Origin of the sequence: Herbiconiux aconitum (assembly GCF_024979235.1) — a bacterium.
GTDB lineage: Bacteria > Actinomycetota > Actinomycetes > Actinomycetales > Microbacteriaceae > Herbiconiux > Herbiconiux aconitum.
This window is the reverse complement of record NZ_JANLCM010000002.1, coordinates 55,115-78,054: the sequence shown is the minus strand read 5'-3', so window position 1 is coordinate 78,054 and position 22,940 is coordinate 55,115. Positions and strand designations below refer to the sequence as shown.

General features: G+C 65.8%; 32 protein-coding genes. 15 read left to right on the top strand and 17 right to left on the bottom strand.

The features are described from left to right. Window positions 1-112: 112 nt before the first annotated feature. The 3 genes from N1027_RS11935 to N1027_RS11925 form a co-directional block, all read right to left on the bottom strand. Complete coding sequence (locus tag N1027_RS11935) at window positions 113-1,027, bottom strand: patatin-like phospholipase family protein (protein WP_259508163.1); 915 nt, start codon at window positions 1,025-1,027, stop codon at window positions 113-115. Between the two features lie 206 nt (window positions 1,028-1,233). Continuing rightward, window positions 1,234-2,610, bottom strand: a complete 1,377-nt coding sequence (gene aldh / locus N1027_RS11930) for an aldehyde dehydrogenase AldH (protein WP_259508161.1) — start codon at window positions 2,608-2,610, stop codon at window positions 1,234-1,236. A gap of 252 nt (window positions 2,611-2,862) precedes the next feature. Beyond that, window positions 2,863-3,954, bottom strand: coding sequence for a septum formation family protein (locus N1027_RS11925; protein ID WP_259508159.1), 1,092 nt, complete (start codon window positions 3,952-3,954; stop codon window positions 2,863-2,865). A gap of 128 nt (window positions 3,955-4,082) precedes the next feature. Here N1027_RS11925 and N1027_RS11920 point away from each other — a divergent pair, with 128 nt between their 5' ends. Beyond that, window positions 4,083-4,379, top strand: coding sequence for a putative quinol monooxygenase (locus N1027_RS11920; RefSeq protein WP_259508157.1), 297 nt, complete (start codon window positions 4,083-4,085; stop codon window positions 4,377-4,379). A gap of 2 nt (window positions 4,380-4,381) precedes the next feature. After that, complete coding sequence (locus N1027_RS11915) at window positions 4,382-4,852, top strand: hypothetical protein (protein ID WP_259508155.1); 471 nt, start codon at window positions 4,382-4,384, stop codon at window positions 4,850-4,852. 40 nt (window positions 4,853-4,892) lie between these two features. Here the strand turns inward: N1027_RS11915 and N1027_RS11910 are convergent, their stop codons facing one another. The 9 genes from N1027_RS11910 to N1027_RS11870 form a co-directional block, all read right to left on the bottom strand. Further along, window positions 4,893-5,549, bottom strand: coding sequence for a hypothetical protein (locus N1027_RS11910; RefSeq protein WP_259508154.1), 657 nt, complete (start codon window positions 5,547-5,549; stop codon window positions 4,893-4,895). A 193-nt stretch (window positions 5,550-5,742) separates the two neighbouring features. Then, window positions 5,743-6,759 (bottom strand): iron-siderophore ABC transporter substrate-binding protein, encoded by a 1,017-nt coding sequence (locus tag N1027_RS11905; protein ID WP_259508152.1) that lies wholly within the window; start codon window positions 6,757-6,759, stop codon window positions 5,743-5,745. Between the two features lie 90 nt (window positions 6,760-6,849). Continuing rightward, complete coding sequence (locus N1027_RS11900; RefSeq protein ID WP_259508151.1) at window positions 6,850-7,650, bottom strand: ABC transporter ATP-binding protein; 801 nt, start codon at window positions 7,648-7,650, stop codon at window positions 6,850-6,852. Window positions 7,651-7,716: 66 nt separating this feature from the next. Continuing rightward, window positions 7,717-8,811: a FecCD family ABC transporter permease gene (locus tag N1027_RS11895; protein ID WP_259508149.1), complete on the bottom strand. Its 1,095-nt coding sequence runs from the start codon at window positions 8,809-8,811 to the stop codon at window positions 7,717-7,719. Further along, the gene (locus N1027_RS11890) at window positions 8,808-9,884 is read right to left on the bottom strand and encodes a FecCD family ABC transporter permease (protein ID WP_259508148.1); all 1,077 of its coding nucleotides are present in this window, start codon (window positions 9,882-9,884) and stop codon (window positions 8,808-8,810) included. Before N1027_RS11890 ends, N1027_RS11895 begins: the two co-directional genes overlap by 4 nt. Further along, window positions 9,881-10,858: a siderophore-interacting protein gene (locus N1027_RS11885; RefSeq protein ID WP_259508146.1), complete on the bottom strand. Its 978-nt coding sequence runs from the start codon at window positions 10,856-10,858 to the stop codon at window positions 9,881-9,883. Before N1027_RS11885 ends, N1027_RS11890 begins: the two co-directional genes overlap by 4 nt. Window positions 10,859-11,001: 143 nt before the next feature. Beyond that, window positions 11,002-11,616, bottom strand: a complete 615-nt coding sequence (locus tag N1027_RS11880; RefSeq protein ID WP_259508144.1) for an RloB family protein — start codon at window positions 11,614-11,616, stop codon at window positions 11,002-11,004. Then, entirely contained in the window at window positions 11,616-12,902 is a 1,287-nt protein-coding gene (locus tag N1027_RS11875) for an AAA family ATPase (protein WP_259508142.1), read from the bottom strand. The genes N1027_RS11880 and N1027_RS11875 overlap by 1 nt, the downstream gene beginning before the upstream one ends. Window positions 12,903-13,059: 157 nt before the next feature. Further along, window positions 13,060-13,233 (bottom strand): hypothetical protein, encoded by a 174-nt coding sequence (locus N1027_RS11870; protein WP_259508141.1) that lies wholly within the window; start codon window positions 13,231-13,233, stop codon window positions 13,060-13,062. 80 nt (window positions 13,234-13,313) lie between these two features. Between N1027_RS11870 and N1027_RS11865 the strand changes: the two genes are divergently transcribed. After that, window positions 13,314-13,460, top strand: a complete 147-nt coding sequence (locus tag N1027_RS11865) for a hypothetical protein (RefSeq protein ID WP_259508139.1) — start codon at window positions 13,314-13,316, stop codon at window positions 13,458-13,460. Further along, the gene (locus tag N1027_RS11860) at window positions 13,457-13,615 is read left to right on the top strand and encodes a hypothetical protein (RefSeq protein ID WP_259508137.1); all 159 of its coding nucleotides are present in this window, start codon (window positions 13,457-13,459) and stop codon (window positions 13,613-13,615) included. Before N1027_RS11865 ends, N1027_RS11860 begins: the two co-directional genes overlap by 4 nt. Before the next feature lie 115 nt (window positions 13,616-13,730). On the opposite strand, the gene N1027_RS11855 is transcribed toward N1027_RS11860, so the two are convergent. Beyond that, window positions 13,731-14,183 (bottom strand): hypothetical protein, encoded by a 453-nt coding sequence (locus tag N1027_RS11855; protein ID WP_259508135.1) that lies wholly within the window; start codon window positions 14,181-14,183, stop codon window positions 13,731-13,733. A gap of 110 nt (window positions 14,184-14,293) precedes the next feature. Here N1027_RS11855 and N1027_RS11850 point away from each other — a divergent pair, with 110 nt between their 5' ends. The 4 genes from N1027_RS11850 (at window position 14,294) to N1027_RS11835 (ending at window position 16,597) form a co-directional block, all read left to right on the top strand. Further along, a complete protein-coding gene (locus N1027_RS11850; RefSeq protein WP_259508133.1) occupies window positions 14,294-14,668 on the top strand; it encodes a hypothetical protein in 375 nt (124 codons plus the stop codon). Window positions 14,669-14,696: 28 nt separating this feature from the next. After that, a complete protein-coding gene (locus N1027_RS11845; protein ID WP_259508132.1) occupies window positions 14,697-15,368 on the top strand; it encodes a hypothetical protein in 672 nt (223 codons plus the stop codon). A 180-nt stretch (window positions 15,369-15,548) separates the two neighbouring features. After that, window positions 15,549-15,767 (top strand): hypothetical protein, encoded by a 219-nt coding sequence (locus N1027_RS11840; RefSeq protein ID WP_259508130.1) that lies wholly within the window; start codon window positions 15,549-15,551, stop codon window positions 15,765-15,767. 95 nt (window positions 15,768-15,862) lie between these two features. Continuing rightward, a complete protein-coding gene (locus N1027_RS11835) occupies window positions 15,863-16,597 on the top strand; it encodes a hypothetical protein (protein WP_259508128.1) in 735 nt (244 codons plus the stop codon). A 266-nt stretch (window positions 16,598-16,863) separates the two neighbouring features. On the opposite strand, the gene N1027_RS11830 is transcribed toward N1027_RS11835, so the two are convergent. Both N1027_RS11830 and N1027_RS11825 read right to left on the bottom strand, forming a co-directional pair. Next, window positions 16,864-17,112, bottom strand: a complete 249-nt coding sequence (locus N1027_RS11830) for a hypothetical protein (protein WP_259508126.1) — start codon at window positions 17,110-17,112, stop codon at window positions 16,864-16,866. A 123-nt stretch (window positions 17,113-17,235) separates the two neighbouring features. Next, a complete protein-coding gene (locus tag N1027_RS11825) occupies window positions 17,236-17,880 on the bottom strand; it encodes a hypothetical protein (protein WP_259508124.1) in 645 nt (214 codons plus the stop codon). A 123-nt stretch (window positions 17,881-18,003) separates the two neighbouring features. Between N1027_RS11825 and N1027_RS11820 the strand changes: the two genes are divergently transcribed. The 3 genes from N1027_RS11820 to N1027_RS11810 all read left to right on the top strand — a co-directional run bounded on the left by N1027_RS11820 (window position 18,004) and on the right by N1027_RS11810 (window position 19,484). Further along, window positions 18,004-18,258: a hypothetical protein gene (locus N1027_RS11820; protein ID WP_259508123.1), complete on the top strand. Its 255-nt coding sequence runs from the start codon at window positions 18,004-18,006 to the stop codon at window positions 18,256-18,258. 151 nt (window positions 18,259-18,409) lie between these two features. After that, window positions 18,410-18,793: a hypothetical protein gene (locus N1027_RS11815; RefSeq protein WP_259508121.1), complete on the top strand. Its 384-nt coding sequence runs from the start codon at window positions 18,410-18,412 to the stop codon at window positions 18,791-18,793. A gap of 220 nt (window positions 18,794-19,013) precedes the next feature. Then, window positions 19,014-19,484 (top strand): hemerythrin domain-containing protein, encoded by a 471-nt coding sequence (locus N1027_RS11810; RefSeq protein ID WP_259508119.1) that lies wholly within the window; start codon window positions 19,014-19,016, stop codon window positions 19,482-19,484. 37 nt (window positions 19,485-19,521) lie between these two features. On the opposite strand, the gene N1027_RS11805 is transcribed toward N1027_RS11810, so the two are convergent. Together N1027_RS11805 and N1027_RS11800 are read right to left on the bottom strand one after the other, a co-directional pair. Then, window positions 19,522-19,971 carry a hypothetical protein gene (locus N1027_RS11805; RefSeq protein WP_259508117.1) on the bottom strand — a complete coding sequence of 150 codons (450 nt, stop codon included), beginning with the start codon at window positions 19,969-19,971 and terminating at the stop codon, window positions 19,522-19,524. A gap of 218 nt (window positions 19,972-20,189) precedes the next feature. Beyond that, window positions 20,190-20,369, bottom strand: coding sequence for a hypothetical protein (locus tag N1027_RS11800; protein WP_259508115.1), 180 nt, complete (start codon window positions 20,367-20,369; stop codon window positions 20,190-20,192). A gap of 198 nt (window positions 20,370-20,567) precedes the next feature. Here N1027_RS11800 and N1027_RS11795 point away from each other — a divergent pair, with 198 nt between their 5' ends. The 4 genes from N1027_RS11795 (at window position 20,568) to N1027_RS11780 (ending at window position 22,505) form a co-directional block, all read left to right on the top strand. After that, on the top strand, window positions 20,568-20,822 hold the full coding sequence (locus tag N1027_RS11795; RefSeq protein WP_259508114.1) for a hypothetical protein: 255 nt from the start codon (window positions 20,568-20,570) through the stop codon (window positions 20,820-20,822). Window positions 20,823-21,157: 335 nt separating this feature from the next. Continuing rightward, complete coding sequence (locus N1027_RS11790) at window positions 21,158-21,640, top strand: hypothetical protein (protein WP_259508113.1); 483 nt, start codon at window positions 21,158-21,160, stop codon at window positions 21,638-21,640. 182 nt (window positions 21,641-21,822) lie between these two features. Further along, complete coding sequence (locus N1027_RS11785) at window positions 21,823-22,227, top strand: VOC family protein (protein WP_259508111.1); 405 nt, start codon at window positions 21,823-21,825, stop codon at window positions 22,225-22,227. Next, window positions 22,224-22,505, top strand: a complete 282-nt coding sequence (locus tag N1027_RS11780) for a winged helix-turn-helix transcriptional regulator (protein WP_259508109.1) — start codon at window positions 22,224-22,226, stop codon at window positions 22,503-22,505. Before N1027_RS11785 ends, N1027_RS11780 begins: the two co-directional genes overlap by 4 nt. Window positions 22,506-22,940 lie beyond the last annotated feature (435 nt).

Below are 22,940 nucleotides of genomic sequence, written 5' to 3'. Positions count from 1 at the left end.
TCGCGAGGTCGCGCTAAGTCGCCTCTGAACCAGCACCAGAGGCGACTTAGCGCGACTTCGCGGGGCAACGCGACCCCGCGGGGCAGCGCGCGACCCCGCAGGCCGCGCCCCCTCAGGCCCAGAACGCGACGAGGCGCGGCGCGATGGTTCGGCCCTGCGCGAAGCCGGCGTGGGCCGCGGCCGGGCGCGTCGAGAGGTCCATCATGCCGGCGCCGAACGCCTCGAGCGAGGCGCCGTCGGGCAGCACCGTCTCGACCTGGCTGCCACCCGCCCGCAGCTCGTCGACCTGAACCGCGAGCTGCATGCCCCAGTCCAGCGGCAGCAGGGTGCGACCGCCGAGCGGGGAAAGCACCAGCACCCGCCCGTACCCGGCCGCGAGGTCGGCGTTCTCGCTTGACCGCCGGTACCCACCGTCGATGTACCGCCCGCCCCCGATGCGGTAGGCGAACCCACCGGCGCAGCTGGCCGCGACCGCGTCCACCAGCTCCACCCCGCTCGAGCGGTCGAACACCACGGGTTCGCCGGAGTGCGCATCCACGGCCGTGATCTGCATCGCGCGATCCGGCCACTCCTCCGAAGGCAGCCGGGATGCGACGGTCGCGCGCCAGCGCTCGTGTTCCGAGCCGTCGGAGACAGCATCCTTCGACAGAGCCGCCGCGCCCTGTCGGCGGCTCATGTCGGCGACATCCTGAGACGCGGCGATGATCTCGGCCATCCGTCGCAGCTGGTCGTCGGGCGAGCCCACGAAACCACGCGAACCGTTCGAGACGACCGGGCGGTTCGGCGGCGGTGTCGGGGCGGTGAGGATGTCGGCGTACAGCTCGGCCGGGGTCGCGCCCGCGATCTGGGCGGCGGCGGTCGATCCGGCCGAGGTGCCGATGATGAGGTCGGCGTCGGTGACGTCGAGGGCGGCGTCGTCGAGACCGGCGAGGACGCCGATCAGCCAGGCATTGCCGGCCGATCCGCCGCCGCCGAGCACGAGTGCGCGGTCACGCGCGGGGGCAGGATGATGCAGTGAAGTGTTCATGGGAGTCGCCTTTCGCGAATTGCCTGTCAGGCGCTCCCGGATGCGACAGTCTTCAGCCGCGCGCGATCGTGCACTGCGAGGGAGCACCCATTTCGGATACTGCGTTCATGGGTCTCACCTCCAGCCGACGATTCACGATCGCGGCGACGCTACCACGCCGCGAGAGTCTCGCGCAACGCCCGCTCCGCCCGCACGCCGCAGGGTGCTCAGGCCTGCCAGACCGTCTTCGCGTTCGTGAACTCGCGGATGCCGAACGCCGAGAGCTCGCGGCCGTACCCCGAATCCTTCACCCCACCGAAAGGAACCCCGGGGAAGGATGCGGTGAGCCCGTTCACGAACACTCCCCCGAAGTCGAGCGACCGCGTGAGTCGGTCGATCTCGGCGGTATCCGTGGTCCAGACGCTCGAGGAGAGGCCGAAGTCGGAGTCGTTCGAGCGCGAGATCGCCTCGTCGAGGGAGTCGACCCGGTAGAGGCACGCGACGGGGCCGAAGCACTCTTCGCGGAAGATGCGCATTGACGGCGTCACGTCGGTCAGCACGGTCGCGGGGTAGAACCAACCGGGGCCGTCCGGCACCGATCCGCCGGTGAGCACCGTGGCGCCCTTGGCCACGGCGTCGTCGACCAGTTCCTGCACGTCGTCGCGTCCGCGCGAGGTGGCGAGTGGCCCGAAGGTGGTCGCCTCGTCGCGGGGGTCGCCGGCGACGGTCGCTGCCATTCCGGCGACGAAGGCGTCGGCGAACTCGTCGTAGACATCCGTGTGCACGTAGTAGCGCTTGGCCGCGATGCACGACTGCCCCGAGTTCTGCACCCGCGCGTTCACGCCGAAGGTCGCCGCCCGCGGCACGTCGGCCGAGGGCAGCACGATGAACACGTCGGTTCCGCCGAGCTCGAGCACGGTCTTCTTCACGTTGCGCCCCGCGGCCTCGGCGACGGAGGCGCCGGCAGCGACCGACCCGGTGAGTGTGGCGGCCCGGATGCGCCGGTCGTCGAGCAGCGGAGCCACGGCCCCGCCCTCGATCAGCAAGGTCTGGAAGGCGCCCTTCGGGAACCCGCCGCGCGCGAACAGCTCGCCGAGGTAGAGGGCGCTCTGCGGCACGTTCGACGCGTGCTTGAGCAGCCCGGTGTTTCCGGCCATGAGGGCGGGGGCGGCGAAGCGGATGCACTGCCAGAGCGGATAGTTCCACGGCATCACCGCGAGCACCACGCCGATCGGATCGAAGCGCACCGACAGGGCCGAAGCATTGACCGCGCCGGCCTCGACCGGATGTTCGGGAGCGAGGTAGCGCTCGGCGTTGTCGGCGAAGAAGCGCATCCCGGTCGCCGACTTCAGGGTCTCGTAGCGGGCCTGGCCGAGGGTCTTGCCCATCTCGGTGGTGATGAGTTCGGAGACCTGGTCGACCTCGGACTCCAGGATGCCCGCGGCCGCGCGCATCCACTCGGCGCGTTGGGCGATGGTCGTCGACGCCAGCTCGAGGTAGGCGGCGTGGGCGGCGGCGATGCGGTCCTCGACCTCGGCGGCCGTGTGGGGAGTGAACTCCTCGAGGGTCTCGCCGGTGGTGGGGTCGACGGTTGCGATGGTCATCTGGGGTCCTCACTTCATCGTGCCTGCAGCGGAAACCGCTTACCGAGTGGTCTGACACCAGACTATGCCATCAGATACAGCAGTGCCAGACAGAGGAGACCAGACAAAACAATGAGGTTGTCGTCGAGATAGCCAGGGCCCGACGCGCCGCGAGTTTCTGGAACCGCTGTCGTTCCCCGCTTCCCGATGTCTCCGGGCGCCGGCGGCGCGCAAGCCGACAGGTACGGCAGTCGCGAAACGGGGACAGCCGCGTTACGCGGCCGCGCCGACCGCCCCCACGCCGCGCAGCGACCCCGTGGTCTGCGCTGACGGGTTCTGCACCCAGCACGACAGCGCGCGATCCCCGGCGCCCCACGAACCTTCCGACGGATAGACGGTCTGCAGCGTGAAGCCCGACTGGTCCCAGGCCACGCCGAGGAACTCCGACACGGTCGCCGTGCACTGCGCCGCCGCGGCATCCGACAGCCAGGATGCGCCAGGGTAGTCGGGTCCGGCGCTCGCGTCGGTCTCCCCCACGAACACCACTTCAGCGTCGTGCGCCTGCTCGCAGGGCACGACCGCGGGAGGGGTGAGCTCGTGATCGACGTCGCCCGACGCCGAAACCCCCAGCAGGCACGATCCGACCGGGAACGCGGGGTCGAAGGATGCCGGGGCTTGGGCTCCGGATGCCGCGCCCCCGCCCGATCCAGGCGATCCGGCCACCCCGGCCAGTCCACCGCCGACGCCCCCAGGGCCGCCGGGGCCGACGCCCCCGCCGTATCCGTTCGCGGTGAGCAGCCCGAGCACGGCCACCGCGGTCACGGCGATTCCGATCGGGGCGAACAATGTCGCCCATCGAGCACCGGCGGTGCGACCGCGCAGCAGCCCGATCAGCGTGGGCAGCGCCCCGAGGGCCGCGAGAAAGAGGCTGAGCGCCGCACTCCACGCGAGCGCGGCCGCGACGGCCGGGTCGCTGAGGTAGCTGCCGGTGAGCCAGCTCCAGAATCCGGGCTCGGCGAGCCCGCCGAACATCCGTTCTTCCGGCGCGTAGACCACGCTGGCATCGAAGAGCAGCGACGAGGCGACGCAGAGGAGGATCGTGACGAACGAGACGATCGAGATCGCCACGGCTCCCCGGGTCGACACCCTCCCTTTCGCGCCGTAGCGGAACAGGGCCGCCGCGCCGAACGCCGTACCGAAAGCGACGATGCCAGAGATCCACCCCGACTGCCAGATGATGAGCCACACCGGCACGGCGATCGGCACCACGAGCAGCGAATAGGCCAGCCCTCGCCCGAAGTACCGGTCGTCGCGCCGACCTCGACCGCTCTCGGATGCGCCCCATCCGTAATCCCCGCTCGACACCCTGGCCACCCCGCCCATAGCTCGCGCCCGCGCTGATCCGGGACGTCCGGAGGACACTCTATCGACACCTGTAGCCGACCTGCTGCCGGGTGCAGTTCGAGTGGTTCATCCTGCTCTACTGTGGGCGCATGGGTGAAGTGCGTCTCCGCGGATTCCTCGTCTGCGCGAGTCAGTACGAAGCCCGGATCGTGGCCGAGCACCTCCCCGACCACATCGCACTCACGCGCGCCGAACCCGGCTGCCTTTCGTTCGAGGTCACGCTCACCGACGATCCCCTGGTCTGGCGAGTCGACGAGCTGTTCCGAGACGAGACCGTCTTCGCGGCGCACCAGGCGCGGGCAGCCGGCAGCAGCTGGGGGCGGGCCACGGCGGGCATCGAGCGCCGCTACTCCGTCGACGGGCTCTCCGGCGAAGAGGGTCTATAGACATGCCCACCGCCGGACGAGGCACGATGCCCCCGATCACGCCCGCAAGCATCACCGTCGCGAGGTTCGCGTCGATCGCCCTGGTCGGGCTGTCGGTGATCCAGGATGTCGTCGCGGCGCGCGGCATCGATTGGGCCGCCTACGAGGAGCACGGCACCGGTGTCGTCGTATTCTTCGCGATCGTCATCAGCACGTCCGCGATCGTGGGGCTGGCCATCACGGCGCTTCCGTTCTGGCTGATCCGGCGTGGCAGTCGCGTCACCGCGATCGCGATCACCCTCATCGTCGTGTGGCAGGCATCCCTTGCGGTGATCACCGTCGATCCGTTGCAACTGATCGCAGCGATCATCGCGATCGTCGCGGCCGTCTCGATCTGGGTGCCGGCCTCCCGTGCCCATCTCGCGTGGGTGCGCGCCGACAGGCTCGCGCGTCGGCGCGAGACGGTCTACCCGAACCGACGCCGCCGCCGCTAGCGATCACCGCGCAAGCAGCCGACCGCGCCGTTCACGCACCTCAGCCGCCGAGGATCGCCGGCACGAGAGCGAGCACGGTGACAACCGGGTACGCGATCCAGAGAAGCGGCGACAGCACCCAGCTGAGCACGATGAGGCGCCACCGTCCGGTGCAGGTGGCGACCGCGTGTCGCTCCAGCGCGATGACGCGGCGACGGTAGAGCTGGGGCACATTCGCGCCGATCGTGAACACGGCGCCGGCCACCACCGGGCCCCCGAACAACAAGAGGGGCGACGTCAGGTCGGCTCCCCCGCCACCATCGGCGACGAGGATGCCCGCCACCACGAGAATCAGCAAGAGCACGACCGCGAGCACCAGCGACGCCCGCTGCGGGAACAGCTCGAAGTTCTGCACCTGACGATCCCACTCCCCTGCTGGCCCGGGTGTCGGTGGGCTCGGGGCGATCCGCCGATGACCGACCACCGCCACCACGAGAGCGACGACCGTGTAGGGCACGCCGAGGATCGCGAGCGCGTAGCCGAGGTACACCACCACGAAGAGTCCCGGACTGTGTCCGGCGAGCATCGCCAACCCGAGCACGAGCACCACAACGACCGCTGCACCGATGAGCAGCCGCGCAATTCCGCGCCGCCGCGGAGACGCGTGAGCCGTCACGTCGGTCTGCTCGGTCGTGTCGTCGGCGCTGCTGTTCGTCATCTGCCCCCTCCGTTCCCACCCTAAGTCGAGACCGACTCACGGTGCGACGCGCAACTCGGGAGGAGGAAACGCACACGACGCCCTGCACAGCCGGTCGTGTGCTTCTCCTCCTCCCGAACGGGAGGCGGGTGGCCGCCGAGCCGCGAAGCGGCGCCGCGAAAGCGGCGGTGCGGCGGTGCGGCCTGCGCGAACCCTACTTCGAGTCGGCAGTCGCCCCCGCCAACGCGTCGACCAGCGAGTCCAGCCCCCACGGCAGCGACAGCGCGGTGGGCGGCGACACGGCCGAGACGTACGAGGTGCCCACGACCTGGGCCACATGCCCGGCGGCTACCGCGGGAATGACGGAGGTCTGCGGTGCCGACAAGAAGGCATCCGCTTCGTCTTGCGTGTCGGAGTAGCTCAGCACCACGTCGGCGTCGAGCTTGTCGAGCTGCTCGTAGCTCAGCGTGTAGTAGAAGGTGGCGTCGCCATTGGCCAGTTCATCGACGGCGGGGGCGTTCTCGAACCCGAGATCGAGCAGGAACTCCACGCGCGGGTCGGCCTTCTTGTAGACGTAGAAGGTGCCCGCGGTGTCCCACACGGCGGCGATGGTCTTGCCCTTGAATTCCGGATGCGCGGCAGCGGCATCGGCGAGTTGGGCGTCGATGCCGGCCAGCACCTCGTCGGCCTGCGCGGACTTTCCGAGGGCCTTGCCGACCGTGGTCACCACGTCGCGCCACGGGGTGCTCCACGCCTCGCCCGGGTAGGCGACGGTGGGCGCGATCTGCGACAGCGTCTCGTATTGCTCCTCGGTGATGCCCGAGTAGACGGCGAGGATGACATCGGGGTCGGCCTCGGCGATGGCCTCGTAGGGTGGCTCGTCGGGCGACTCGGGCAGCACGGTCGGCGTCTCCGCGCCCGCCTTGTCGAGCGCGTCGGCGACCCACGGCAGCACGCCGTTCTCGTCGCCGGCGTAGCCCTCGAACGGGATGGCGACCGGGATCGTGCCGAGCGCGATCGCCGCATCCGTGCTCCCCCAGCCGAGCGTCACCACGCGCTGCGGGTCGGCGGGAACCGTGGTCTCGCCGAACGCGTGCTCGATGGTGACAGGGGCGCCGTCGGAGGCGGCGGGTGAGGATTCGGCGGTGCTGCTCCCGGCGCATCCCGCCAGCACCAGTGCGGTGGCGAGGGCGGATGCGGTGAGAGCGGCGAGCTTCAGTCGGCGGGGCATGGAGGTTCTCCTGCGGTCGGGGCTGGGGCTGGACGGCGAACAGATCGTTCGCAACGAGTAAGGATTGCCTTACCTAACCAGCGTAGCCCATCACCCTCTTCCGTGGAACCGCCCGATCGGAACCACCATCGGCGATCCGCTCACCGGATCGGCCACCACGAGCGACTCCAGCCCGAACGCCTCGTTCACCAGGTCAGCGGAGATGACGGATGCGGGTGCCCCTTCGGCGACGATGCGTCCGGCTGACATCACCACCAGATGGTCGGCGTAGCGGGCGGCGAGGTTGAGGTCGTGCAGCACCATGACGACGGTGGTTCCCCGCTCCACGTTCAGCTCCTGCAGCAGATCGAGCACCTCGATCTGGTGGGTGACGTCGAGGAAGGTGGTGGGTTCGTCGAGCAGCAGGATGTCGGTCTCCTGCGCCAATGCCATGGCGATCCACACGCGTTGGCGCTGGCCGCCCGAGAGCTCTTCGACCCGGCGGCCGGCGAGATCGGCGGTGCCGGTGGAGCGGAGCGCTTCGGCCACGGCGAGGTCGTCGGCGGCGGTCCACTGCCGGAAGAGTCCTTGCCGCGGAAAGCGCCCGCGGCCCACGAGGTCGGCCACGGAGATGCCCTCGGGGGCGACGGGTTGTTGGGGCAGGAGTCCGAGAACGGTGGCGAGCTGTTTGCTCGGGTAGCGGTGCACATCCGTTCCGTCGAGTGTCGCCGCGCCCTCTTCGGGCCGCAGCAGTCGCGCGAGCGAGCGCAGCAGGGTCGATTTGCCGCAGGCGTTCGGTCCGACGATCACGGTCACGGCCCCGTCGGGCACCACGAGGTCGAGCCCTTCGACGACGCGACGCCCGTCATAGCCGAGGGCGAGCCCGTCGGCGCGCAGTTCATGGGAGGTCATGCGTCTCCTCTCGTTGGCGTACGTTCGGTGCCCACCGAGCAACGCGCTCCCGACCGGGCGTGAGAGTCATGCGGATGCCCCCGTCCGGTTGCCGCGGGCGAGCAGGAGGAGCAGCACGGGGGCGCCGATGATGCCGGTCACGATGCCCACGGGGGCTTGCAGTCCGGCGAAGGCGTGCTGGGCCACGATGTCGGCGCCCGTCACGACGACCGCGCCGACGAGGGCGCTGGTGACGAGCGCCGGACCCAGCCCGCCGAGCAGTCGCCGCGCGATGGGTGCGGAGACGAAGGCGACGAACGCGACGGGTCCGGCCGCCGCGGTCGCGACCGCCGCGAACCCGACGCCCACGAGGGTGAGGAGGAGCCGGGTGGAGGTGACGCGCACGCCGAGTCCGACGGCCGCCTCGTCGCCGAGTTGGAGCATCCGGAGTCGTGGAGCGAGCACGGCCAATGCGACGGTCAACACGAGCGCGCCAACGGCGGTGACGATGAGTTCGGCGGGTTGCACGGTTCCGATGCTGCCGATGAGCCAGACCAGGGCCGACTGGGCGTCGCGCACGTCGGAGCGGGTGAGGAGGTAGCCGATGAGCGCTTGGGCGAGGAAGGCGAGGGCAATGCCGATGAGCACGAAGCGCGAGCCGGCCGCGCCGCCGCTGCCGCCCGCTCCCCCGCCGCGGCCGCTGCCCACCCGGCCGAAGCCGCCGGCGAGCAGGGTGATGACGGCGGCGACGAGAACCGCTCCGCCGAAGGCGGCGAATGAGACGGCGATGCCGCTGAGTCCGAGCAGCAGGATGGCGCCGACGGCGGCGGCGCTGGCTCCTTGCGAGATGCCGATGATGTCGGGGCTCGCGAGTGGATTGCGGAGGAGGCTCTGAAAGACGGCGCCGGCGAGTCCGAAGCAGGCGCCCACGAGGAGGCCGAGGGTGAGGCGCGGGAGGCGGAGGCCGAGCACGACGAAGCGGTCGCCGCCCGATCCCTGGCCGAAGAGGGCGGCCACGACGTCGGCGGGCGCCACGATCCGGTCGCCGAGCATGAGCGCCAGAACGGCGAGCACGACGAGGATGGCGGCGAGCGCGGCGGTCACCACGAGAAGGCGTCGGCGGAATGCGTGGCGAACGGCGGCGAGCATCCGGATGTCGTGGGTCACGGTGTCGGCGCTCACCGCAGCACCGCCCGATCCCGCCGCACCAGCACGATCAGCACGGGCGCCCCGATGATGGCCACGACGATCCCGGCCTCGAGCTCCGACGGCTGCGCGATGAGCCGACCCACGGTGTCGGCGAGCACGAGCAGGATGGCGCCGAGGGGGATGGAGTAGGCCAGAATCCAGCGGTAGTCGGCGCCCACGATGCGCCGGGCGACGTGGGCGACGACGAGCCCGACGAAGACGAGTGGTCCGGCGAGGGCGGTGGCCGAGCCGCAGAGCAGGATGATGGCGACGCCGGCGGCCAGTCGTGTGATGCCGACGCGTTGGCCGAGGCCGCGGGCGACGTCGTCGCCGAGGGCGAGTCCGTTGAGGCTGCGTCCGAGTAGCAGGGCGAGCACGGCTCCCGCGACAAGGAACGGCAGCAGGGGAACCACCGTCGAGACGTCGCGCGCCACGAGCGACCCCACCGACCAGAACCGGTACTGCCCGAGCGTGTCGAGGTCGCGCAGCAGCACGAGGGTGATGACGGAGGTGAGCACGGCGGTGACGGCGGCGCCTGCGAGGGTGAGGCTGAGCGGTGTGGGCCCGTTGCGGCCGGATGCGACGGCGTAGACGAGCACGGCGGCGAGGGCAGCGCCGAGGAAGGCGAACCAGACGTATCCGCTCGGTGCGCCGATGCCGAAGACGGCGATAGCCACGACAACGGCGAGCGAGGCGCCGGCGTTGACGCCGAGGAGTCCGGGGTCGGCGAGCGGGTTGCGGGTGAGTCCTTGCATCAGTGCGCCTGCGAGTCCGAGGGCGGCGCCGGCGACGAGGCCGATGACGGTGCGGGGAACCCGGAGGTCGAGAACGACCATTTGTTCGGTGGCGTTGCCGTTCTGGCCGGTCAGCGCGTCGACGACGGCGCCGAGGTCGATCGAGCGAGATCCGAGAAACAGGCTGGCGCCCACGGCGACGAGCACCAGCACGAGCAGGCCGATGAGGCCGAGCACGCGGGCAACGCGGCGGCGCGCGAGCGCACGGGCCGGCGCTGGTGCCGGCGCGGGTGCTTGTGCCGCGGAAGCCGCTGCCGGAGCGGCGCGGCTCACTGCGCTTCGGCCTTGCCGAGTCGCCAGTAGCCCATGAAGGCCACGCGGTGCCGGTCGACGCCCACCTCGGTGACGAGCAGGCGTCGCAGCGCCTTGATGCACGCGGACTCCCCCGCGAGCCACGCGTAGAAGTTGGCCGACGGATGCTCGGAGTCGGGCTCCGGTGAATCCCACAGCATCTCCACGTCGACGTCGATGTCGGCGAGCTCTTGCTCGGTCTCGGCGAGCGCCGGGGCGATCCGGTCGCGGTGTTCCCCGACCCACGCGCGCACGGCATCTTGCAGGCCCAGGCCCCCGGATGCGCGCCCCAGCCACGTGACGGACACGTCGGCATCCGTGCTGATGTCGATCGCATCATCCGGATGCGGCACTTCGATGAACGCGTGCGCCCGGGTGCCGGCGGGCAGCGATTCGAGGATGCTGCAGATGGCGGGCGCGGCGGTCTCGTCGCCGGCGAGCAGGTAGTCGATGGCGTCGCCGGGTCGCCAGTCGAGGCCGAGCCGGTAGTCGACGCTGAGGTCGTCGGGGCCGACGATGACGATCTCGTCGCCTTCTTCGGCCCCGGCAAGCCACGCGGCGGCCGGCCCTGCTGGCGCGTCGTGCCCCTCATCGTGCACGACGAAGTCAACGTCGAGTTCCCGTTCGGCCTGCCGGATGGCGCGCACGGTGTAGGTGCGGAACGGGTTGCGCTCGCTCTCGTCGAGCTCGCGCCACCGCTGATACCAGGTGCCGGCGGCGAGCACCTCGGGGTCGAACCATCCGCACTCCCCGTACCCGCCGTCGGCGTGTGGGAGCACGACCTTGATGCGCTGGTCGAGTCCGGCGGTGCCGAACGTCTCGAACTCCTCGCCCGTGAACGTGACCCGTTTGAAGCTAGGGCTCACCTGCACGATCCGCGCCACTGTGGCGCGGTAAGGCCGGTACGAGGGTCGCTCGTCGCGCACGGTCTCGGAGCTCGCAGGATAGGTAAGCATTACCTAAGTATGCCAGGCTCCGAGCCGGTACTCCTCGCTGCCATCCAGGCAGAACACTCCCTGCCCACGACCGCATCCATTTGCTAGTCGTCGTATCGTTACTTCACCTTGAGGGTCGTTAGCCCTGGCCGTCATTCAGACGCCTACCGGCTACCTGCACGTTCGATCGCAGCGACAAGTAGATAGGCAGAAGATGAGGGATTATTGTGCGGCACCTGATTTCCGTCGCTTGCATGCCTTTCTTCAAGCCTCTTAGCTCGAGCTGCCGCCGTTGCTCTATGAGGCAAGTAGAGATCAGGATCTAGGTGTTTATCACCTTGATAGTCGAGATCGCGACGACGTCTACGTGCTCCATCATTGTCGAGATGCGCGTTGTGATCAACAAAGTGAAGGATCAGCCAGGCTTCGAAGCAGGGATTTGAGATTGCCAGGTGTACCCCACTCCTCGTCGCAAGATCTGACGCCTCGCGAAGATTTGGATGCTGCCTGGGCCACTCAACATCAAAGACGCACCAATATTCATCTGCCTCCTGAGACTTCTTAGACGCAACTGCGTCTTGGACCAAGGTCAAAGGCACCGCGCCCGTTAAGCTGATTCGCAGTTCAAGCTTTGCACGTTGCCTAATCTCGGGAAGGTTGACCAGAGCCCTGAAATATTCGGGTTCCGTGGCTTCACCCTCGCTAAAGACTGCGATTACATAGCGCTCCCGGCGCGACGGACCGCGTCGCTTTAGGTTCGCTGGCGCTCTTCTACCCATCAGCCAATGAGCCCGAGCGCTCGGAATACGCCGACCATGTCGACGTCGGGAATGCCCCCGAAGCGACCCTCCAGATAGGCCTTCTCAAGATTCTGAGATTTTCGCACCCTGTCGCCGCCAAAGTCTGTCAGCGGGGTTATGGACGTTGAACCCTTGTCATCCTTCTCGGTCAACCAGATCTGATCGCGATTAAGGCGAGCCAAAAGGCTAGCGTCATGCGACGTAAATATCAGTTGGGCATTATGCGGATTCGTTTGTGGGTTCGCGAAAAGCCCCAAGACTTCCGCGGAAAGCTTGGGATGCAGACTTGCATCAATTTCATCAAAAACAAGCACGCCCCCTCTTCTGAGCGTGTCCAACAGCGGTCCAACCAGTCTGAACCAAGTCTGGGTGCCGGCCGATTCGAGGTGCATCTCGAGCGGGTAGCGCTCTCCATCGGCCTCATGGACTAACAGTGTGCGTCGTCGTGGAGATCGCTCTAGTACGTCCTCGTCCTCTGTGCGTACAACATCGACAATTCCGAGATCTGCCATTTGAAGCAGTGCAAGTCCTTGCTCGCGATCGTTTCGAGCGGAGCGCTCCATGTCATCTCGCTCGTCTTGCGAGATGTCCTCACTATCCAATTCGGGGATCTCGAACCACCTCGTAGAGTTGTAAATCCCCATTCCAGCCCCGAAATCCCTCCTCCATCGTTGAGACGGATGGTGGTCAAGTCCCCTGGAGTTGGTGTTTCGCACCTGTTGAGCAAACTTTAGGGTGAGAGGCTCGGCGAATCTCCGAGCAATCGAGAGCACCAAAGAGCGCTCGGTCAACACCTTTCGAATTCCGGACAACTCACCCAAGCCGTCCTGGAGCTTTAGCTCCAATCCTTCCCGTTCGAATATGCGGCGTCGACGTCCAGTCGGGAAATGGAATAGGCCTTCATAAATGACCCTCGCCTCGTCCACTTCCAGCTGATACTCGAATCGAACTCCGTCGACCAAATACTCTGCCCAAAATGTAGTCGGACGTTTTCCTTTGCCGCCGAACGCAAAAGGTTCGACAGGAATCCCCTCATCCCAGCTGCGAAGAGAAAGTGTTACCGCCCGCCTCAACCAATCGATCGCTGCGAGAATGTTCGACTTCCCGGATGCGTTGGGCCCAAAGATGCCCACGACGGTTAGCAGACTTTGGTCTATAGAGCCTGCTGGTCTTGCCGCTTCGAATTCGCGATCCATAGCAACCATTGACACTTCGACCGCTTCATTGATTGATCGAAAATTTTCTACTGCGAATCGAATCAGCATGCTAGCTCAGAGGTAGACATGACGACCAGTATATGCATGATCTCGTGAATTTCTCACGGAATCCGCCATGAAACGAGTGACAGCTGACGCTTGACGCGACCCGTGAGCCAGCCCGCAAGAGTTCCGTGAGGGACCAGTACAAAATGATTGCCTGATGTCAATCCGCGGGACGATGACCTTCCGTTCCGGTCGTCGTCACATATGACATCAAAGCTTCGCGCACGACGTCGGTGACGGTTCGCCCTTCGCCGGCTGCCTTGACCTGCGCGGCCAGGTACAAGTCAGTAGGAATGCGGAAGCCCCGCTTGGGCGTCTTGGGCTGATTCGGCACCCAATCAGTCTGACAGATATTACGCGAGGAACTTTCATATAAGCATTGAAAGGTGTGGCCACACCGACTAGAATTGACCCATGACAGCCAACAAAATGGAGCTGATCGTCGGAGTTCCCGACCAGCTCGAACGGACGGCTCGTCTTATTGCCGCGGCACGAGGCGAGGACATCAATGCAGTGGTCTGCGCGGCCCTGCGCGAATACGTCGGGGCGGTGCCACGATGAACGTGCACGAGCGGTTCAGCAACCGGCTCCGACGCTGCCGGCACTGCGGCATCCGGGTACCCCGCGGGGAGATGATCTACAACCACCGGGCCTGCTCCGAAGACTGCGCCGACGAACTGTGGGTCAAGGACACCTACGGGCCGGACTTCTACTAGGGCGCATCCGCGTCCGCGTGCGCGCGGGGTGGGTCTTCCCCTCGGGTCGCTGACTCGATCTGCTCGAAGTTTGCGAGTCAGATCGGTCACGTGATTCGAGCGGAGGCTTCCTCCTCTAGTCCCTGGCTTCAGCGGGGACTGAGGGAGATCCCGCCGGCTCACCGATGCGCCAGAGAAGCACCGAAAGCACCGCGAACATGGCAGCGATGATGACCGCCGGCCAGCCCAAGCTGACGTGCTGAAATCCAGAGAAGCCAACGGCGAGTAGCAGCCCCGAAAGGCCAGAACTTGCTCCCACGACGACCGTGGCCCAAATGCTCCGACGTGGTTCGACCTTCGAAGCACGCGCGAAGAAGAGCGCGGCCGAGTTGACGACGACGCCCGCCGCGAAACCGACGAGCCAGCCCAAGAGCCCGACGAACATTGCAATTGGAAGCACAAAGCCCATCCAATGCCAGTCGTCGCTGCTCATCGTTGCCAGGAAGAGCGCGAAACCAGCGAATCCCGACGCCATGGCGTATCGCCAGATGAACCGCGCGTAGGGCTCGGGGGTCTGACCGGTCGCCATGCTGCGAGTGTAGCGATGAGGTCGCGCGCAATCGGGAGGACCCCAGGACCGCACCAGGTCAAATGCCAGTAGAAAGCGGACGTCACGTCGGTGACCGGTACGCTCACGGTGTGCCGAATTACGTGACCCTGCCAGCCCTTCAGCACTTCGTTCTGGAGGAGAGCTGGGTTGCCAGCATCGAGGTGCGCTCCGGCATTGTCGAGCTTGATGTCGACCTCGCGTACGCCGCAGACCACCCCGAACTGCGCCCACCCCGCGAAGGTGAGTATGCGTATTTCCGGCGCGGGGCGATTCGATTCACAGGCGTCTCATCCGTGGCTTGGAAGGACATGGAGGGACCAGCGACGGATGCCGCGGGCGTGAAGGATTGGGGACACATCGACACGTTCGACTGGATCGGCACGACGTTCGAGCTGGAGGGAGACTTCGGCGCCATCGAAATCGAAGCGAACGCGTTGGACGTCATCCTCACCGGACCGGAATGAACATGCGCGTAGTGGCCCCACGACCGGTATGAGAATTCCCACCGAATGGCTCCGATCATGGATCTGGCTGTTGCTGATCCCTGCATGCGCCGCACTCGGCGTTCTCTTCAGTGCAGTCGCCTTCCGGAGCGCAAACGCGATCGTGTTGTCGGTCGCGGTTAGCGGAGCACTCGGAGTGTGCGCGGCCGCCCTCATCCTGAGTCACACGTGGCGTGTCCGTTCGCGCCACGATCGAGCGGCCGCGCTGCATCCGGGAGCGCTGGTCATTGACGTCTTTCGCGACCGAACGGCCACCCGTGTCCTCGGTGAAGTGAGCGATGGACGAACCGGAACCAGAGCAAAGCCGATGGCTGTTGCGTTCACCTCTGCCGGCGCGCACTTCTACGCCGGATCGGGAAGCGCGGCAGTCGCATCCGTGCCGTGGAGCGTCGTTAACGTGTGCAAGCGCGGCTCGATTCCTTGGTACAGCATCGACCCGATCGTGGGCAGCCTCGGTGCGGCAGGATCGGGCTCGAGCAACCGGTTCGCTCTGGTTCTCGAGATGTCTGGCTCGCTCGAACTTGCTCTGCCCGTCGAACGCGCTGGGTACTTGATCGCGAGGGCTCGGCATATCACTGAAGTGCTTGACGAGATCGAACGCATCGCGCCCGGCAAGACTCAGACGGCGATTCGAGGATCGCGTCGAGACGCTCGGTCGTAGGTCGTTCCCAGTCGAATCGGAATGGGCTGGTGAGGGATTCATCCGGCGTCCTCCGCCGAGTGCGCCATTCATGTGTTTTCAGTGTCCAGATGATCCCATCCGACTCGGCGTCACGCCGTAGGTGTGCCAGGCCATGAGGTTGGTGGCAGTCGGCTGATTGGCGGTCTATAGACTCTCCCCATGCTGGGATGGGTGCTAATGGCTCTCGCCGGCGCGAGCCTCGTGGCCCTCGGTTTCGTAATCCTCATCTTCCGGCGTGCGTTCTCCCGCTGGCAGCGGGAAGTCAGCGCACTGAATCGCAACATGACGCCGACCATGACGGCAGTGACCGGATTCGGAGTTATGACTGTCGGTGTGGGCTTCTTGATTTACGGCCTAGTTCGCGCAATTCCTGGGTGAAAGGACTACGTTTCGCTCGGATAGACGGCCCGCACGCCACCGTCAGTCCCGAAGCCACCGTCCGTGGCACCCGATGATTCAGACAGAATGTGCACGTGGACAAGTACGACGACAAGGACTGGTTCCGCTCGTCTCGATGGACTCCGGAGATCGCTGAAGCGTTCGAGGCAAAGCTGGCGAGGGCGCGAGCATGGAACCGGGCGCAGTATGTGCGCATCCAGGCAGTGCATCTCGTCGGTCAGGCAGATGAACCCAGTCGTGCCGCAGGGCGGGCGCTCTTCCAGCGAGTCATTTCCGATTACGGCGACGAGCGGATGCAGGCACTCTCGGCTACAGAGCAACTCGGCATGGCGTTCTCGGATGCTGGCGACCTGCATGCTGCGGAGGCGTACCTGAGGCAGACCCTGCATCTGATCGCGGAAAGTCCTACGGGGCGGTCGGGGACCACAGGGATGACCGAGGTGCTGTTGGCGGAGATTCTTGTCGTCAAAGACACTGCCGCCGATGCGCAGGGGGCCCAGGTGCTCTTGGACGCGGTCGAGCCCGAGATAGCCAGCATGGGCATGTTCCGAAACGTTGCCCTCCGGTACCTGGTTGCGCGGGCTCGGGTCGCTCATCAACTCGACGACGTGAGGGCCGCCGTCTATGCGTCTGAGGCGCTGGCGGTCGCGGCAGAGACCGAACCTTCCATCCCACGGCATCCGGATCTTGGCCGTCCCGTAGTGTCGCCGGATCTGCTTCGGGAAATGCAGCGACTCGCGGGCATCGGCGAGGTCCAGCCCCCGAAAGTGAGCTGGCTGCGTCGGGTGGTGAAGTCGGCGAGGGCGTGACGAGCAACTGGGTCGAGATCCTCATTCAACTCGCAATCGAATTGGGCACTCTGCGAACCACGCGGGTCCGGCGACAGTAACGAGAGTCGCTTCAGCTGCAAAGGAGCCGTACGTCCAGGTGTCGAGTGTGAACCAGGTCGCAGTGGTGGATCGCCTCCAGTTTCGAGCGACGAGCTTGTCCGGGGCGACTCGATCAGCGTTTGGTGGGGCCGATCCCTCTCTTCCGAATCCGGCACGCGGTGCCGGCACGAAATTCGCCGCGGTGACTAATGAGGTGCGTCACGGCGTGGATGACGCCAGCTTCCTCTTGTGTGTGCCATTCGCGAGCCAAGTTCACACCGACGGCCGCGTGCATCTTCGTCGCCGCGCACCACATCGGCGGCCTCGACGACGTCGAGCACGCCGGCAAAGTCCTGCGTCGAGAACGCCCGCAGCTCGACATCCTCGCTGGTCGACAGGGCGATCGGATACCCGAACCGTCGAATCACCGACTCGACAGGCCCACCAAAGACCATCCGATCGCCCCTCATACCCAGCCCTCGCCGGTCGGACTCATGCGAATGACGATGTCGGCGTTGCCACGCTTGCACGACGGGTCGACGAACTTCCATGAGACGTCAGATCGAAGAGGGTGGCGATCAGTCCCACCAGGTATACGCAGCCCCCGTCACCCACGAGAGCGCCTGGCCCCGCACCTGCGTATAGGCGAACGTGTTGCCCCACGGAACGTAAAAGTCCTTGCCGCCCTGACAACCGATCCCCGCCCAATAGCTGCCTCCAGGGCTTTTGAAACCTTTCGCCTGGACGCAGAGCTGCACCCCCGACTTGTTCGACCAGTTATAAACGCGGTCGTATCCCGGATAGCCGATGACGGCGCAACCCGTCGTTGATTCTGCATACGACCATGCCCCGGCAACAGCATTCGCCCAGTCGTGGCATCCGCCGGACTTGAGCTGCTCGACCCCTTCCGCCTCGCCGGCAGTTTCAGGATCCAGAGTTCCGTCGGCGACCCGGGCGCGGATGCTGGCGGCGACCTCAGGAAGCTCGCCGGCGTTCACCGTTGTCAAGACGTCGCCTTTGGTGGTGGCGACGATCACGCTGCCTTCGTAGGTCAAAGGGTCGAGTGTGCCGCTTGGTGACGGCGACGGTTCACCACCTCTGACGGTCGGAGGGGCATCCTGACTTGCGTAGGCCGCAGGGGCCGCCATCAACGCGATCATCGTCGCGCCGATCACGGCCGTCGTGAATGCCAGCCGGCTGTAGTTCTTTCTAGTCCGCTTCATTTGTGTGTAGCCTCCAGATTGATGTGCTATTACTGAGGATCACTCAGTCTCTGTGAAGCATCCTCGTGGATGCGGCATAGCGCAAGTCCCGAATCAAGTTGCAAGAAGTGATTGGAAGGTCTGATGAAAGTCGGCAGACGTTTGCTCATCGTCGGAGCGGCAATGATCATCCTGTCGGCGGCACTGGTGGTCGGGATTCCGACCGTCGGATACTCCGTGTTGGATGCCAGCACTCAGTCGGGCCAGGGCGCGCTGGTGACAATCGAAGTCATCGTCCGATTCCTCGCGTCGGTGTTGCCCGCCTTCGGAGCAGCACTGATGGCTGCCGGAATCACAGTGAACTATCTCGAGCTACGCGCCAGCGACGAGACGGCATGAGGCGAGAGCAACACTTCGGCGGTTTGCTGCGCGCGAACGTTGGGTACTGCCACCGTGGACGTGCACGAGAAGTCGTCCCCGACCGCGCTAGATTGTGGGTACTAACAGCGATCCGCAGAAGGGTTCGGACGAGTTGCGCAGAGTGCAGGTCTTGACCGCGGCTGTCGTCTCCTTGCTTGCGATCGGATCACTCAGCGGTTGTGTCCAGTTCGGGGACTATGTAGGAGAGAGCGATCTGCGTTGCGCCGAACGAGCAGTCTCGTTCGAAACGTACCTCGGCGACAAAGAAGGCATTGATACCGCCTCCGTGCGCCCTGCCGGTAAAGGGACGGCGGGTCAATGCGTCATCGAGGTGGTCGTGGGAGTATCTAGTTCCTCGTCCCCGCAAGACCTCGTCGCGGTGTCCGCAACCGCTTTGGATAGCGTCGAGTTCGCCGGGTACACGCCTTCTGAAACAAAGCTGGACATCCAGATCGAGGACGGCGAGCTGTTAAACGTTCTTCCTCCGTCCATGGCGACCAAGGACGACCGTTGACTAGAGCTCACCGCTCGTAACGGTCACGAAAGTTCGCTCTGCAGGTTCACGCCGCCGGCTGAGGGATTGGCCCGTATCGCCGGCGGTAGTGTGTGCGCGTGAACGTCGGCGCGGCTGGGTAGGATCGTGGGAGCGTCGCGTGCTGGTGGCAGTCCGTGTCAGGCATGGAGGCGCCGAACCGAAGGAACGTTGATGCTCGCATCCTCCCCTTCGTCGTCGCGTGACTGAGCGCGACACGACCAGGCTCATCGCCTGGAGCACCGAACTTCGCGCCGTGCACCAGCGCATCCGCGACGCCCTGCGCGTCACCCTCGAGGCCGTGCGCGAGCCTGGGTCTGCGGAGCAGGCAGGGCGTGACCTGCTGATCTACTGCCACGGGTTCTGCGCCGCGCTCGACGGTCATCATCGGGGCGAAGACCGCGCCCTGTTTCCCGCGATCGAGAAGGCGCATCCGCACCTGGCACCTGTGCTGCGCGCCCTCGAGCGGGACCACTCGATGATCGGCCACCTGCTCGGCGGCCTCAGAGACGCGGTCGACCGTGGCGCATCCACGGCGGAACTCGAACGTCACCTGGAGGGCGTGGCCGCGATCATGGAGAACCACTTCCGGTACGAGGAGCGGCAACTGCTCACCGTCCTGGAAGGCCTCGAGCTGCACGACGCAGTCCGCGACGTGCTGGGACCACTGTGAGCGCGCGGCATTGTGCAGGTTTCCGCACTGACGCGGCTCAGCGGACGATGGTGAACAGCCGGTCCGAAGGGTCGACGAGCACCTCGACGGTGTCACCGACGCTCATCTGACCCCATGGGGAACGCGCGCGTGACTCGAAAGGCTCGAGGCCGTCGACGCGGATCCGCAGAACTGCGGAGTATCCGTCCTCCTCCGGCCGCACGGAGATCACTGCGGCGGTTCCGGGGACGCCTCTGGCGCGGAGCTGTCGCGTGTCGCGGGCCGATGAGCGCAGCCCCGCGAGCAGGAGAAGGGCGACCAGAACGCAGACGATCGAACCGGCCGCCCAGTCGCCCGCAGCCTCCGCATTGCCGGTCAGAAGGTGGAACAGGCAGATCGCCGGCACGACGAGTAGAGCGGCGATGAACACCCAGAGGAAGACGAGCATGACCGGACCGAGCTCGTCGGAGGCCTGGTTCCCCTGCCGGATCGACTTCGTCCGTGTCATCTTCGCATCGTAGCCAGGCTCCCGACCCCAGGCATAGGCCCGTGGCGTTCACGATGAGCGATGGCCGCAGGGACAGGTCTATTTACACGGAGCATGCTCCGAAGACTGTGCGGACGAGCCAAAAGCCACGAACGCTCCTGAGAGGGCTGACCGCCCGCCAGTTAGGGACTGGGCCACGGCTCTTCGCAGACGACGGTCTGTGGGGAGTCCGATCTACGTCAACCAAGCTGGCGCGGTAACGAATGCGACTCGAGGCGAGCGACAACATCAGTGTTGCCGCCGTAGTGCACGACGGGTTCACGTGACGGGACTCGACCCTCGATCTTCATGGTCATCATCGTCGATCGCACGACCGTCTCCTTGAGCCGGTCGATGCTGACGAACGTCTTGGGTGCCATCAAGACCTCCTCAGGCTGCAAAATCCAGCGTTCCCTCAATCATCTCGCGTGGAAAAGAATCCTCGCGAGCCGCATCACATCTGGTCCGCTTCATTATGTTTCTCCTTCAAGACGGATGTGATATTACTGAGGATCACTCAGAGTAATGAAGCATCCTCGGCAAGGCGCATCGACTCGCGGAGGGACCCTGGAGGCTCCATGAATCACGGAAAGCGCGTACTCATCGTCGGGGTGGCCATGATCGTCGTCTCGGCTGCTCTCTACTTTGCGATTCCGACCATCGGGTACGCCATGTTGGGCACGGGTGCACCCGCCAACGAGAGCGCCCTCGGGGTCATCCAGCTGCTGATGCGATTCCTCGGCCAGGTGCTGCCACCGCTCGGTGCGGCTCTCATCGGGGCCGGAGCCGTCCTGCTCCGGACAGAGCGTCGGAGCTACGGAATCGACACCTGAATCTCGGGAGCCGTGGCCCTCCGTCGGGCCCGTGATTCTGAGGGCAGTGCCGACCGGGATGCAAAAGCAAAACCCCGGCCGTGTGATCGGCCCTCCGAAGAGGACTACAGGGACGGATCCGGGGTGTTCGTGATCAGACTAGACAATCGAGGAGATGATGGTCAACTCAACGTCTTGGTCATTTTACGAGCGACACTTCGCCGCCGCGCGTCTCCAGCACTACCTAGCCGAATGTGGAGACGATAAGGCTGCCGCAATGCGCCTCTACGACTGGAACGCCGCGGTGTCGGCAGCGCTCTGGGAATCATTGAGCTTTCTCGAGGTCGCTCTCCGCAATGCGATCGACCGCCATCCACGCCCGAAAGGGACGATCTGGACATTGGATCTTCGACGACGCCTTCGAGCTCGGGCGCGACGCGAATTGGCCACCTCGCCTCAAGCAGCCCTACCTCGACGTGTCGACAGCGATCGGTCGGGTGCGCCGGAACGGAATGCCGGTCAGCCCAGACCAGGTGATCTCCGAGCTGCCTTTTGGCTTTTGGCATCAGATGGTCTCGAAAAGACAGTCGTTCCTTTGGCCCGATCTAGTTGCCGCGTTTCCGAACAGCCCCAACCGAAGCCAGGCGGCCATACACGACCCCGTGGTGCGACTGCGGACCTTCCGCAATCGCATCGGTCATCATCACCGCATCTGTTCGTTCGACATCGCCGGCCGCTACGCCGACATTCTCACCATCGCCGCCTACCTCGACACCGATCTCTCGGCGTGGATCGACGCCCGGTCTCGTGTAGCCCGACTTCTTGGAACGAGGCCGTGACAAACGGTCGCGCACCGGCGGCTTTGGAATTCGGTGGTTCCTTAACTCGCGTCAAGACGAACCTCTCTACTCGCGAGCCGCATCCGATTGAAACGGTCGCGTCGCTGTGGCTCAAGGAGCTCCTCCGACCCTCTCGCAACCAGGCCTTGACACGGCACTTTCATTTTGGAAGTGTTACCTGCATGAGCCTCTTCATCACCTGCCCGGTCGAGAGCGTCGAACGCGCGACCACCTTCTACACGGCCCTCGGCTGGACCCTCAACGCCGGGATGTCCGATCACAACGTGTCGTGCTTCGCGATCGCGCCCGAGCAGTACGTCATGCTCGGCAGCCGCGAGATGTACGCGAGCGTCGGCGCCACCGAGGAGATGGTCGGCGGGCCGGACACCCCCTCGAAAGTCACGGTCTCGTTCGACCTCGGCAGCCGCGAGGCGGTCGACGAGCTCGTCGAGCGCGCTGGTGCCGCCGGCGGGCGGATCGGTGACATTGACGACTACCCCTTCATGTACCAGCGCCAGTTCGACGACCCCGACGGCTACCACTACTCCCCCTTCTGGATGAAGGCGGACGCCGACCCGACCGCGTGAGTGATCTGGCCGCGGCTCTCGAGATCGTCGGAGCACGATGGGCACTCCTCATCGTGGAGCAGCTGCTCGACGGGCCGCAGCGTTACGGCGATCTGCAACGTGAGCTCGGAATGGGCACGAACATGCTCGCTACCCGCTTGCGCGAGCTCGAAGTGGCTGGCGTGCTGCACCGCCTGCCCCTCCGGCACAACACCCGGGCCTACGCGCTGACCGAGCGCGGGCTCGCCTTGCGCGCGAGTATCGACGCACTCGGGCGGTGGGCGGCCGAAGAAGCGTAGGTAGCCAGTGAAGGCGTGTTCACAGCCGGTTCGTCTGTCAACAGCCTTCGCCGGTGCCGACGATCTCGTAGGGCTGCGGCCATCGAACGTGAAGAACATCGCCCGGCTGCACATTCAACGGGTCTCTGCAGGGGAAGTTGACGCGGATGACGTCAATCGTCTGAACTCGGAATCGGGATGCTACCGCGAGCACCGTGTCGTTCTCCGTGACGGTATAGAGAAACTCGTAGTCGTTCAGCTGCTCGGCCGGGCCATCGGCGTAGGGTGCCGGTCCGGTGTCTTCTACCCAGGGCGTATTCGGGGTGTTTCCGCCGTCTGTCTGTCCACCTGCCTCATTCGCAGGGGTGGGCGGAAGCGGCGGGGCCGGTGTCGGGATTTCCGCGGGAGACGCCGACGGGGTAGGAATCGGCGATTGTGTTGCCGACGGTGTGGATG

Excerpts from the sequence above, each read along its gene's own strand:
- N1027_RS11935 (WP_259508163.1), bottom strand. The coding sequence starts at position 1,027 with ATGAACACTTCACTGCATCATCCTGCCCCCGCGCGTGACCGCGCACTC.
- aldh (WP_259508161.1), bottom strand. The coding sequence starts at position 2,610 with ATGACCATCGCAACCGTCGACCCCACCACCGGCGAGACCCTCGAGGAG.
- N1027_RS11920 (WP_259508157.1), top strand. The coding sequence starts at position 4,083 with ATGGGTGAAGTGCGTCTCCGCGGATTCCTCGTCTGCGCGAGTCAGTAC.
- N1027_RS11915 (WP_259508155.1), top strand. The coding sequence starts at position 4,382 with ATGCCCACCGCCGGACGAGGCACGATGCCCCCGATCACGCCCGCAAGC.
- N1027_RS11910 (WP_259508154.1), bottom strand. The coding sequence starts at position 5,549 with ATGACGAACAGCAGCGCCGACGACACGACCGAGCAGACCGACGTGACG.
- N1027_RS11905 (WP_259508152.1), bottom strand. The coding sequence starts at position 6,759 with ATGCCCCGCCGACTGAAGCTCGCCGCTCTCACCGCATCCGCCCTCGCC.
- N1027_RS11900 (WP_259508151.1), bottom strand. The coding sequence starts at position 7,650 with ATGACCTCCCATGAACTGCGCGCCGACGGGCTCGCCCTCGGCTATGAC.
- N1027_RS11885 (WP_259508146.1), bottom strand. The coding sequence starts at position 10,858 with ATGCTTACCTATCCTGCGAGCTCCGAGACCGTGCGCGACGAGCGACCC.
- N1027_RS11880 (WP_259508144.1), bottom strand. The coding sequence starts at position 11,616 with ATGGGTAGAAGAGCGCCAGCGAACCTAAAGCGACGCGGTCCGTCGCGC.
- N1027_RS11875 (WP_259508142.1), bottom strand. The coding sequence starts at position 12,902 with ATGCTGATTCGATTCGCAGTAGAAAATTTTCGATCAATCAATGAAGCG.
- N1027_RS11865 (WP_259508139.1), top strand. The coding sequence starts at position 13,314 with ATGACAGCCAACAAAATGGAGCTGATCGTCGGAGTTCCCGACCAGCTC.
- N1027_RS11860 (WP_259508137.1), top strand. The coding sequence starts at position 13,457 with ATGAACGTGCACGAGCGGTTCAGCAACCGGCTCCGACGCTGCCGGCAC.
- N1027_RS11855 (WP_259508135.1), bottom strand. The coding sequence starts at position 14,183 with ATGGCGACCGGTCAGACCCCCGAGCCCTACGCGCGGTTCATCTGGCGA.
- N1027_RS11845 (WP_259508132.1), top strand. The coding sequence starts at position 14,697 with ATGAGAATTCCCACCGAATGGCTCCGATCATGGATCTGGCTGTTGCTG.
- N1027_RS11840 (WP_259508130.1), top strand. The coding sequence starts at position 15,549 with ATGCTGGGATGGGTGCTAATGGCTCTCGCCGGCGCGAGCCTCGTGGCC.
- N1027_RS11830 (WP_259508126.1), bottom strand. The coding sequence starts at position 17,112 with ATGGTCTTTGGTGGGCCTGTCGAGTCGGTGATTCGACGGTTCGGGTAT.
- N1027_RS11825 (WP_259508124.1), bottom strand. The coding sequence starts at position 17,880 with ATGAAGCGGACTAGAAAGAACTACAGCCGGCTGGCATTCACGACGGCC.
- N1027_RS11820 (WP_259508123.1), top strand. The coding sequence starts at position 18,004 with ATGAAAGTCGGCAGACGTTTGCTCATCGTCGGAGCGGCAATGATCATC.
- N1027_RS11805 (WP_259508117.1), bottom strand. The coding sequence starts at position 19,971 with ATGACACGGACGAAGTCGATCCGGCAGGGGAACCAGGCCTCCGACGAG.
- N1027_RS11800 (WP_259508115.1), bottom strand. The coding sequence starts at position 20,369 with ATGGCACCCAAGACGTTCGTCAGCATCGACCGGCTCAAGGAGACGGTC.
- N1027_RS11795 (WP_259508114.1), top strand. The coding sequence starts at position 20,568 with ATGAATCACGGAAAGCGCGTACTCATCGTCGGGGTGGCCATGATCGTC.
- N1027_RS11790 (WP_259508113.1), top strand. The coding sequence starts at position 21,158 with ATGCGATCGACCGCCATCCACGCCCGAAAGGGACGATCTGGACATTGG.
- N1027_RS11785 (WP_259508111.1), top strand. The coding sequence starts at position 21,823 with ATGAGCCTCTTCATCACCTGCCCGGTCGAGAGCGTCGAACGCGCGACC.